Below are 10120 nucleotides of genomic sequence, written 5' to 3' on the forward strand. Positions count from 1 at the left end.
TCCAGGAATGATCAAAATATTTTCGCTGTTCTGCATGGCGGCCGCCTTAAGCGGCTGCACATCGCTGACCTATCCGCTACCGAAATGCGACGGCTATTCGCGCAGGCCGCTCAATCGCTCGATGTGGCAATGGGAGGACAATAGCAATCTCAACCAGAAGCATTCGAATACGTGGTCAACGACCTCCCAGCACGCGGCCACACCCTATGTCGAGGAAAGCAGGGAGCCGCCGGCTTTCGCCCATCTCACCATTGCTGCTTTTTACCGACGTTGCGAGGGGTGACGCCATGGTTTCAGGGGATGAACTCAAGACATACTTCGACAAGGCGCGGCGTTTCGATCAGGACCGGATGGTCCAGTTGGAGCACTCGGCGCGCATCGCCTGGTCGATCGCCATCGTTGCAGGCGTCCTTGCCGGTGCATCCATCTTCGCGGTCGCAGGCCTCACACCGTTGAAAACGGTCGAGCCGTTTGTCGTGCGGGTCGACAATTCGACGGGCATCGTCGACGTGGTGTCGGCGCTGACATCGACGGCGGGAACCTACGATGAGGCTGTCACCAAATACTTCGCGGCGAAATATGTGCGCGCTCGCGAAGGCTACGTCTGGAGCGAAGCGGAAGAGATTTTGCGCACGGTCGCCCTGCTGTCCACTCAAGCAGAGCAAGCCCGGTTCGCGGCCTTATATCGCGGCGGCAATCCGGAATCGCCACAGAACGTCTATGGGCGCGGTGCCACGGCGCGCATCAGCATCGCCTCGATCTCGCTGATCAACCCGCACGTCGTCTCCGTCCGCTACATGCGGACGATTACCCGTGGCGAGGAAGTCCGTACAACCCACTGGGTCGCGACCCTCACCTATTCCTATGCCAACGCCCCTATGTCCTCGACAGACCGGCTGGTGAACCCCCTCGGCTTTGCGGTCAGCGAATACCGCGCCGATCCGGAGGCTATCAATTGATAAGAAAGACAATCTTCGTTACGGCTTTCCTTGTGGGAGCCGCCTCTACAGCCTTTGCACTCGACATCCCACGCGGCGCGTCACAGGACAGCCGTGTCCGGTTCGTGAACTACCAGCCGTACAACATTACCAGAATCGTCGGCACGCTGCGCTCCTCCGTACAGGTCGAGTTCGCGGCCGACGAGGAGATCGCCCATGTGGCGCTCGGCAACAGCGTTGCCTGGGAGGTGGCGCCGGCGGGAAACATCCTATTCCTGAAACCGCGCGAGAACCAGCCGGTCACGAACATTTCCGTGGTGACGACGCGCCGGGATGGATCGACGCGCAGCTATCAGATGGAACTCACCGTACGCGACGGCTCCGTCGCGGTCGGCCAGAACACATACTTCTATGTGAAATTTCGCTATCCCGGTGATGAGGCGGAGTTCCGCCGCCGGCAGGCCGCTGCTCGCGCACTCGCCAACCAGGCGAAGGAAGCCGACAATGTGCTGGCTCTTCATGAAGCATTTGGGCCGCGCAACTGGCGCTATTCGGCACAAGGGACGCAGGCGCTGGAACCGCAGAGCGTCTACGACAACGGCAAGATCACGACCTTCGCATTCGTCGGCAACCAGGAGATGCCCGCCATTTACATGGAGAACTCCGACGGCTCCGAGAGCCTGGTGCCGAAGTCGGTCGATGGCAATCTGGTGATGGTTCACGCGATCAGCCGCAAGTTCATCCTGCGCCGCGGCAAGGATGTGCTGTGCGTTTTCAATGAGGCCTACGATCGTGTCGGCATCAACCCGGACACCAACACAACATCACCGTCGGTCGAGCGCGTCGTAAAAGCCGACGACGCTGTTCAATAGGGAAGGGGAATCATGGCTCAGGAAGACGAAACCCGGATTCCCGGAGAGCGTGCCGAAACGGTGACCGGCCGGCGCATCGACAATATCCCCGTGCTCAAGCGCGGCGCGGCGGCGCTCGCCGCCCTGGCGTTCGTTGGTTTTGCCCTTTGGTCGACAACCGGGAAAGAAGCGAATGATGAGAACGCGCAACCCGAGCGCATCGTTATTCGGCAGACAAGCGACTTTGAGGCTGCCAAGGAGAAGGTCGAGCCGACGCAGGCGGTCCCGGAAGTGAAGCTGCCAACCCCGGTCGTAGAACCAGTCACCAAGGAGAAGGATGAACTGCTCGACTCTGCTCGTCGCGCGCCGGTCATGGCGTTCAGTGGTGGGCAGAAAAATGCGACGCAGCGCCGCGAGGCGGACAGTTCGGAGACGGCTGCGAAAAGCAATTTCCTGCCGTTCAATAGCAATATGATAGGGCAGAACCAGCAGAACAGCGAGGAGCAGCGGTTCGACGGCCTGTTACGACCGACAAAGCTCGAAGGCTCGCGTGCCGGCACTCTTGGCAATCGGAATTACATTGTCGCCATGGGTACCTCGATACCCTGCGTGTTGGAAACGGCGATGGCGTCGGATCAGCCTGGCTTCACAAGCTGCGTGATCAATCGCGACGTTCTTTCCGACAATGGCCGCGTCGTGTTGATGGAAAAAGGCACACAGATCGTCGGCGAATACCGTGGCGGTTTACATCGTGGTCAAAAGCGCCTGTTCGTGCTTTGGAGCCGTGCGAAGACGCCGAACGGCGTCATCGTCACGCTGGCGTCACCGGCGACCGATGCGCTCGGCCGTGCAGGCGTTGACGGCGATGTCGACACCCATTGGTGGGAGCGCTTCGGCAGTGCCCTTCTCCTTTCCATAGTCGGAGACGCCACGAGTTATGCCAACAACCGCCTGCAGGACAGCGACGTCGATCCGCAGAACGCCACGAGCACGGCCCAGCAGGCCGCAGCGATTGCCGTGGAGCAGTCGATCAACATCCCGCCGACACTCCTGAAGAGCCAAGGTGAGCTTGTATCGATCTTCGTCGCGCGCGACCTCGACTTTTCCGGCGTCTACACGCTTCGAATAACAGAACCGAAGAACAGAATACCTGACCGGGCGGTGCTCGGTGACTTCAGTCCGCAATCGGCGTTGGTGACAAAGTAGGGGTGGCAATATGACTGAGGGACCTGATGCAGCAGTCGTCCGCGAACTACTTGCTCCGTTTTCGCGGTTCCTAAAAGACACGTCCCTTTATGAGGTGATCGTAAATAGGCCCGGGCAGGTTTTGACCGAAGGCGCCGAAGGTTGGCGGACCCATGACACGCCGGAGCTGACCTTCGAGAAGCTGATGCGCCTTGCCCGGGCCGTGGCGTCGTTTTCCAATCAGTCCATCGACGAGAGGCGGCCGATCTTGTCAGCGACCCTGCCAGGAGACGAAAGGATCCAGATGGTCATTCCGCCGGCGACAAGTAAGGGCATAGTCAGCATCACCATCCGGAAACCCTCTTCGGTGACACTGAGCCTCGAGGACCTCGAGAAGGATGGGCTGTTCGCGCACGTGACGCACGCTGGCAATGAGGGTTCAGTGGACCGTAGAATTGTCGATCTTCATCGAAATGGTGCTTATGCTGAGTTCCTGCGCGAGGCGGTGTTGGCGCGCAAGAACATCATAATTTCGGGAGCGACGGGGTCAGGTAAGACGACACTCTCCAAGGCGCTCATGCGCCATATCCCGATCCATGAGCGGATCATCTCTATCGAAGATACGCCGGAACTCATTATCCCGCAGCCGAACCATGTGCGGTTGTTCTATTCTAAGGGAGGACAGGGGCTTGCCGACATCGGTGCGAAGGAGCTCCTCGAGTCCTGTCTGCGCATGCGGCCGGATCGTATCCTGCTTCAGGAACTGCGCGATGGGACTGCATTCTATTACGTTCGCAACGTCAATTCCGGGCATCCAGGATCGATCACGACGGTCCACTCCGATTGCGCAGCGCTGGCGTTCGAGCAGCTAACGCTGCTCGTGAAGGAATCAGAGGGCGGCCGGGACCTCGATAGGGATGATATTCAGAAGCTTCTGAAGGTCGCGGTCGACATAATTGTCCAATGCAAGCGCATCGATGGGCGCTTCCGCGTGACGGAGATTTATTTCGACCCGGGCCATGCCGGGGCATTGAGATAAGCGGGTGCGGTCTGATTGTGTGAAGACCAGCCGCCCGCTGCAGCTGAAACCGACGACCGTGGACATCGGCGTGCCACGAATGCTGGCGCGGAAGTGGGGTCCGCGCCCGCGCGATGAGGCGCCCACCATAAGTCCTCAACGGTTCCGTCACCTCTCAGCACATCCGTCCTTTCCGAAGCTTCGAGCCGAAAAAAGATAGCGCACGCTTGTAATCTCCGTGGCGCTGATATCGCCGACGTCCTCTGTCGTTTGATCATTGAGCTGCAGTAGCGGCGGGACGGCGACACAAGCGCGTCCGTGAAGAGCAGCGAAGGGGGATAGACACTTCGGTCGCACTGGAATTGAGCAGAAAGGTAATTATCGCTGCCCTATATAGATTGGTATATTATAGAATGGCACCCTTAGATGGTATCCATAATGAGAAGTGTAGGTGTCTACATTTCTCGGAAGTGCTGACAATTGTGCAATACAATCAGCCGGTATTTCTCTCTTAGAGCAGAAATCATCTCGAAAACTCTGCAGCCGGCTGGAGCCGAGCAAGTGTGCAGCCGGGGTGCACAATGAAGGTCGCAAACCTTGCGATGGTCCTGATGACAGCTGCGTCCGATGCTCAGGCGTCTAACGGCAATGAGATCAATCGGTGGTGTGAAAATGACCCTGCCATAGCACTGGCCTACGTCGACGGGATTATGGACGCATACGCCACGGTGGGACCTCCAATCGATTATTGCCCAGCCAGGGACGTGACTTATGGGCAAGTCCGCGACGTCGTCTGTAAATGGGTCAACAATAATCCAGAGGAGAGACATAGGTCAGGCGCCTTGCTGGTCCCTCTGGCGTTGAGCAAGGTTTGGCCCTGCCAGGACTAATCCCGAGCACTGAAAGCTGCCGACGCAGTCGCTGATAGCGACGAATTCATCCAGTATGTCAGCGACTTTAGCGCGGACAATGGCGCTCGAAAAGCCGCGGCCAGCACAGAAGCGAACCCCTCGATCAGACATGGCAATCCCTCGGCAACCTTGTCCCCTCACTCCAGCGCGACGAATGCAGCAACTACTTCGCGAACGTCCGGTATGCTTCCGTCAAAACCTGAGACTCCCTCGAGCTGGTTGGCGCGGCATCGCTGGACCGCTCCCGAAATGGTGAATTAGCTCCCGAAATGGGAAGCGGTTCTGGCGGCCACCGCTGCCGCCTCTGCTGCCCTTGGTATCACTGCCTGGTTGCAACAAACTCGCCTGATCAGCGATGAGCGACCCTCGCTTGCCGTGCTCCCGTTCCACAATCTCGGCGGTGACGCGAAGTGGGACAGTAGGACTGTCGGAAGACATCATCAGCGGTCTCTCCCACCCCCGAAGTCTCTTCTTGGTCGCGCGCACCTCTTCGGAGCATCAGGACACACGGCCGGCCCGCAAAAGGTCAGCAAGGAGCTTGGCGTGAAGTATCTCCTGCAGGGCAGCGTCAGTCTCGGACTAGATTAGATTGGCTAGTCCCCCGGTGTGCTCCGCGCGGAGCGGGGGCGGGGAGGAAGGATGAGCCGAATGGACTATACGCAAGTGGTGCCCTATTCGCGTATAGTGCTCCTCTGGAGACTGAACGCCGAGCAAGTTTGCTTCGTTCCGGAGCCCAGCCCTGCGGCGGGAGAGAGCGGCCATGTTCGATCAGCGGGAGAAGATCGCGCTCCTCATCGACGGCGCCAATCTGTTTGCCGCCGCGAAGGCGCTCGGCTTCGACATTGATTACCGCAAGCTGCTCGAGGCTTTTCGCAAGCGAGCTTATCTGCTCCGTGCCAGTTACTATTGCGCGCTGGTGGAGAACGAGGAAACGGCTACAATCCGGCCGCTGATAGACTGGCTCGACTACAATGGATACCAGGTGGTGACCAAACCTGTCAGAGAATTCACCCACTCGCTCGGACGTCGCAAGGTCAAGGGCAACATGGATGTGGAGCTAGCGATCGACGCCCTCGAGATGTCAAAGACGGCCGATCATCTCGTGATTTTCTCAGGCGATGGCAACTTCACGAGTCTTGTCGTGGCATTGCAACGTAATGGGCGCAAGGTCTCGGTAGTGTCGACCATGGCGACGCGGCCACCAATGATTTCAGACGCACTGCGCCGCGAAGCCGATCACTTCATTGAGCTGGATAGGCTCCGGGGCGAGATAAGCCAGGCGCTTTCAGAAAGCGCCTCAAACGGCGGCGAAAATGGTCACGCAGTATCGGCACTTGGGGCGTGAGGAGTGTAGCGTGCTACCCCGCGCAGCGTACATGATTAAACAACAAACCCATTATTTTTTATTGTCTCTCTACGACTTTCGGATAATATCCTTGTTGCAGCGGCCCATCTTTCCTGAATTGCCCTTGGAACGTGATGTATTGGCGAGGGGGAAGAAGTATTGCGGAGTCGATGATTGATATTGCATCAGAATACAGTTTGAACATTGATTAAGCCCGGATCGCAACGATCCGGGCTTCTTTCGGCCTATTCTGAAGGAATAGGCAGGCAGCCATATACCACCCCGGACCGAACAACCGCCCATGTGAGATATAGTCGTCCCAAGGACCGCAAAAGCTTGTCGAACGCGCCGAAACCGGGCGAAGGCATGAGCGATGTGTGCCGGGAGTTCGGCATCTCGCGCAAGACCGGGTACAAGATCTTCAACCGCTACAAGGAAGACGGTCTGTATCCATCCGGCGAAGGCCACGGCACTTATGATTTCGGCTCGTCTGCCATGATGCGTTCGATCTTTTCGAAGAGGCGACTTGGCCTCGTTCATGACCTTCTTCCGGATTACCGTCTGGCTTATTATTTCAAGCATCTTCTGGATCACGGGAGGTCTGCCCGAACCGAATCTGCGCGTCGTCCTGTGGATCGTGGCACTTGCTCTGGAATACGTAGGTCCGATGGTCAGATACTGGGTACCGCGTCTCGGAGCTTCGCCGCGGGAAACGCTCGACATCGACGGGGAACTCCTCGCTGAACGCAGCGCGCTTTTTGTCATTATCGCGCTCGGGGAGACCATACTGACGATCGGGAAACACACGTTTGAAAACCTGGACACTGAAGGTACGCCTCCGGTGCGGTGTCTTCCTTCCGATAGCGTCCGTCAAGTTGGTGTAATTTCGGGTGTGGAACCGGACCGTCATGATCAGGCGGCTTTTGGTGTAATCTGAAGTGGCTTTTCCTCCTCGATGGCTTGCGGATTGAGCTCGGCCATACCCTCGATCTGCATGTAGCGATGTTGCAGTTGCCATTCGTCGTTGGCTTCGAGCAGCACAGCTCCGATCAGGCGGATGATGCTGTCTTCGTTCGGGAAGATGCCGACGACATCGGCACGGCGCTTGACCTCCTTGTTCAGGCGCTCCAGCGGATTCGTGCTGTGAAGTTTGGTGCGGTGCTGAGACGGAAAGGCCATGTAGGCAAGCACGTCAGCTTCGGCGTCGTCCATGAAGGTGCCGAGCTTCGGCCATCTGGCCCGGAGTTGATCGGCGACATGCCGCCATGTTTGGACGGCATTGTCATGATCAGGCTGAATGAACGCTTGGCGGATCGCAGCGGCAACCATGGTGTGCTGGCCCTTGGGAACGTAAGCGAGCGCATTACGCATCGCATGAACCCGGCATCTTTGCCATGTTGCGCCGAGAACACGGGTGATGGCGGCCTTCAGCCCCTCATGAGCATCGGAGATGACGAGTTTGACGCCAGTAAGGCCACGGCGAACCAGATCGCGCAGGAAGCTTGTCCAGAACGGCTCGGCTTCGGAAGGGCCGATGTGTAGGCCGACGATCTCCCTCTTTCCGTCCGTATCGACGGCGACTGCGATTATTGCCGCCACCGAGACGATGCGGCCGCCCTCGCGCATCTTCAGGTAGGTCGCATCGAGCCAGAGATAGGGCCAGGCACCGGAAAGAGGGCGCTTGAGGAAGGCGCTCACGCGTTCGTCGATGTCCTTGCACAGCTTCGACACCGACGATTTCGAGATGCCGGTCATGCCCATGGCCTGCACCAGCTCATCGACCTTGCGGGTCGAAACACCGTTGATCCAGGCTTCCTGAATGACGGCGACCAGTGCCTTCTCCACCGTTTTCCTCGGCTCCAGGAAGCCGGGAAAGTAGGTTCCGGTGCGCATCTTCGGTATTTTCAGGTTCATGGTGCCGAGCCGCGTGTCGAGCGTACGGTCGCGATAGCCGTTCCGCCATGTCTGGCGGGCTTCCCCACGCTCGTAACGTCCAGCGCCGATCAGGCCATCGACGTCGGTCTCCATGATCAGTTGCAGCACGCTTTCGGCAATGGCACGAAGAAAATCTGGGTCGCCACTCTTCGCGGCAAGCTCGGCAAGAGGTAATCTGTCGTCGGTCATCGGAGTCTCCGTTTCGGTCAGGTTGAAGCTTTGCAACTCCACCTTCTCCGACGGACCCGGTGCCCACCTGACGTCTTGCGGAAACCGCAGTGTAATTTCCACCGCAACTTCCACTCAAATCGCCTCCGAAATTACACCACCTGCACGGACGCTATCTTCCTTCCTGACTACCGTTCTCATGTGGTGGATCTATTTTCACGACGGCCAGGAACGCGCTGCTGACAAGGCAGAGGACACGTCTAAACCGCAAACCACCGCGCAGTATCTCTTCACCTACGGTCACCTTCCGATCGTAGGCGGCATCATCTTTACCGCCTTCGCAGAAGACTTCAGACTTCAGCCTGGCGCATCCTTACCAATCCGGAACATACAATAGCGCGCTGGCGCAGCTCGGCGGACCGATCCTGTTCCTTGCAGGGACAATGTGGCTGAAAGGGGTGCCTTCGCGCGTCCTGCCTTATTCGCATGCCTGTGGCATCGGCAAGCGCGAAATTCGACTTCGGCAAAAAGCAGCGGCACGGTAAATATCGCGTTGTTCCGCTTCAGTTAACAGTGGTTTCTTCGCGACGATCGCCTCGAGCAGCTTGCGTAACTCCGTCGACACCGTCGCGAAAAGGCCGTACCGACTTCGCCGACATAGACGGGCGACCCCCTTGCGTGCTTCCATCCTGGTTCGGTTCAAAGGGGATCGCGCCCATTCGAACCCAAAAAGAGCGAGGCATTTGCAGCGAGCAGCGCCGAAAGTCGGTCTGCGACCGTGCGCACGGCTTCCCGGCCGCGTTCGTCGCCATGCAGGACCATCCAGAGATCATGCCCGAGCTCATCGATCACCCGCCCCGCCCGGACGAAGCCTGGATCGCTATCGCCGATGAAACATGGCATCACGCTGATGCCCGCTCCCGCCTTCACTAGATCGAACATCATCCGCGGTGAGTTTACCCAGTTCGTGATGTGCCGGCCCGGCTGTTCGAATGCCCACCTTTTCCACGGCTGGTTGGCGACGTCCGTACCCAGCGAAACCCAGTTGCAATGGCGCCGGTGGTCAAAACCTTGGGCGCAGTAGGGCGCGTAGGCGACGGCGACGGAACGCCGGACCGCGACATTGCCCAACTGCGGCCGCTCCGGGGCGAGCCCAATGTCCACGTCGCGGTGTGTCAGGTCGATCGCGGCCTCAGTTGTCTTGAAACAAAGGCGAAAAGCATCGTGTGGTGTCCAAAGGTGCCGAAGGCTTGTTGCCGTGAAGCACGACACCGTGTTGTCCGAAAGAAGCCGTACGATCGGCATCGAATGCACCGTCTCTTGCCAATCGACGATGTCCTGCGCTGCTTCCTGCATCGCCCTCACGCGGTCCAGCAATATCTGCCCGTCCGGTGCGAGCTCGTATCCCGTCCGCGCCCTGACGAACAGCGCTCGTCCCGTGGCACGTTCCAGCGCCAGCATCCGTCGCCCAATGGTCGGCGCGCTGATCCCCGTCTTCTCAGCGGCACCCGCAAGCCCGCCTTGCTCGGCGACGTGCAAAAAGAGACGAAGATCTTCCCAGTTTTCGACTTTCATCCGGTTCGACTTTCATCCATGAAAGATGGCTTTCGTTCGCGCCTCTACAGTTGCATGGCCTCTCGAACCATTTTCCGGGTAACGCCAGATGCCCGGAGAAACGAGATGCTACTTGAATGGACGATCCTATATAGGGAGCTGGTAAGCCAACAGCGCAAAAAACGCTGCGACGCGTTCGCCGATCCACTCGACGG

Annotated in this window: 9 protein-coding genes and 3 pseudogenes; 10 read left to right on the forward strand and 2 right to left on the reverse strand. The window is 58.6% G+C overall.

Annotated features, from left to right (window positions below):
• The first annotated feature begins 7 nt into the window (after nucleotides 1-7).
• The 9 genes and pseudogenes from ACTJKL_RS28205 to ACTJKL_RS28245 all read left to right on the forward strand — a co-directional run.
• Nucleotides 8-283 (forward strand): hypothetical protein, encoded by a 276-nt coding sequence (locus ACTJKL_RS28205; protein ID WP_411923967.1) that lies wholly within the window; start codon nucleotides 8-10, stop codon nucleotides 281-283.
• Nucleotides 284-287: 4 nt separating this feature from the next.
• A complete protein-coding gene (locus ACTJKL_RS28210; RefSeq protein ID WP_411923968.1) occupies nucleotides 288-959 on the forward strand; it encodes a VirB8 family type IV secretion system protein in 672 nt (223 codons plus the stop codon).
• Nucleotides 956-1810: a P-type conjugative transfer protein VirB9 gene (gene virB9 / locus ACTJKL_RS28215; protein WP_411923969.1), complete on the forward strand. Its 855-nt coding sequence runs from the start codon at nucleotides 956-958 to the stop codon at nucleotides 1808-1810. Before ACTJKL_RS28210 ends, virB9 begins: the two co-directional genes overlap by 4 nt.
• A 12-nt stretch (nucleotides 1811-1822) precedes the next feature.
• Nucleotides 1823-2995 (forward strand): type IV secretion system protein VirB10, encoded by a 1173-nt coding sequence (gene virB10 / locus ACTJKL_RS28220; protein WP_411923970.1) that lies wholly within the window; start codon nucleotides 1823-1825, stop codon nucleotides 2993-2995.
• 10 nt (nucleotides 2996-3005) lie between these two features.
• Complete coding sequence (gene virB11 / locus ACTJKL_RS28225) at nucleotides 3006-4013, forward strand: P-type DNA transfer ATPase VirB11 (protein WP_411923971.1); 1008 nt, start codon at nucleotides 3006-3008, stop codon at nucleotides 4011-4013.
• Nucleotides 4014-4603: 590 nt separating this feature from the next.
• Nucleotides 4604-4882, forward strand: coding sequence for a Rap1a/Tai family immunity protein (locus ACTJKL_RS28230; protein ID WP_411923975.1), 279 nt, complete (start codon nucleotides 4604-4606; stop codon nucleotides 4880-4882).
• A gap of 781 nt (nucleotides 4883-5663) precedes the next feature.
• Nucleotides 5664-6248 (forward strand): LabA-like NYN domain-containing protein, encoded by a 585-nt coding sequence (locus ACTJKL_RS28235; RefSeq protein ID WP_440854369.1) that lies wholly within the window; start codon nucleotides 5664-5666, stop codon nucleotides 6246-6248.
• A 357-nt stretch (nucleotides 6249-6605) separates the two neighbouring features.
• Nucleotides 6606-6695 (forward strand): annotated as a pseudogene (locus ACTJKL_RS28240) (helix-turn-helix domain-containing protein); the annotation flags it as partial.
• 61 nt (nucleotides 6696-6756) lie between these two features.
• Nucleotides 6757-7098, forward strand: a pseudogene (locus tag ACTJKL_RS28245) (low temperature requirement protein A); the annotation flags it as partial.
• A 62-nt stretch (nucleotides 7099-7160) separates the two neighbouring features.
• Here the strand turns inward: ACTJKL_RS28245 and ACTJKL_RS28250 are convergent.
• Nucleotides 7161-8372: an IS256 family transposase gene (locus ACTJKL_RS28250; RefSeq protein ID WP_027991983.1), complete on the reverse strand. Its 1212-nt coding sequence runs from the start codon at nucleotides 8370-8372 to the stop codon at nucleotides 7161-7163.
• Nucleotides 8373-8529: 157 nt separating this feature from the next.
• On the opposite strand from ACTJKL_RS28250, the pseudogene ACTJKL_RS28255 reads away from it, so the two are divergent.
• Nucleotides 8530-8851 (forward strand): annotated as a pseudogene (locus ACTJKL_RS28255) (low temperature requirement protein A); the annotation flags it as partial.
• A gap of 199 nt (nucleotides 8852-9050) precedes the next feature.
• On the opposite strand, the gene ACTJKL_RS28260 reads toward ACTJKL_RS28255, so the two are convergent.
• The gene (locus ACTJKL_RS28260; RefSeq protein ID WP_018099196.1) at nucleotides 9051-9926 is read right to left on the reverse strand and encodes a LysR family transcriptional regulator; all 876 of its coding nucleotides are present in this window, start codon (nucleotides 9924-9926) and stop codon (nucleotides 9051-9053) included.
• Between the last annotated feature and the right edge of the window lie 194 nt (nucleotides 9927-10120).

The organism is Sinorhizobium sp. 22678 (genome assembly GCF_052044265.1).
GTDB lineage: Bacteria > Pseudomonadota > Alphaproteobacteria > Rhizobiales > Rhizobiaceae > Sinorhizobium > Sinorhizobium meliloti_A.

Coding starts and splice junctions, on each gene's coding strand:
- ACTJKL_RS28235 (WP_440854369.1), top strand. CDS start 5,664: ATGTTCGATCAGCGGGAGAAGATCGCGCTCCTCATCGACGGCGCCAAT.
- ACTJKL_RS28250 (WP_027991983.1), bottom strand. CDS start 8,372: ATGACCGACGACAGATTACCTCTTGCCGAGCTTGCCGCGAAGAGTGGC.
- ACTJKL_RS28205 (WP_411923967.1), top strand. CDS start 8: ATGATCAAAATATTTTCGCTGTTCTGCATGGCGGCCGCCTTAAGCGGC.
- ACTJKL_RS28210 (WP_411923968.1), top strand. CDS start 288: ATGGTTTCAGGGGATGAACTCAAGACATACTTCGACAAGGCGCGGCGT.
- virB10 (WP_411923970.1), top strand. CDS start 1,823: ATGGCTCAGGAAGACGAAACCCGGATTCCCGGAGAGCGTGCCGAAACG.
- ACTJKL_RS28230 (WP_411923975.1), top strand. CDS start 4,604: ATGACAGCTGCGTCCGATGCTCAGGCGTCTAACGGCAATGAGATCAAT.
- virB11 (WP_411923971.1), top strand. CDS start 3,006: ATGACTGAGGGACCTGATGCAGCAGTCGTCCGCGAACTACTTGCTCCG.
- ACTJKL_RS28260 (WP_018099196.1), bottom strand. CDS start 9,926: ATGAAAGTCGAAAACTGGGAAGATCTTCGTCTCTTTTTGCACGTCGCC.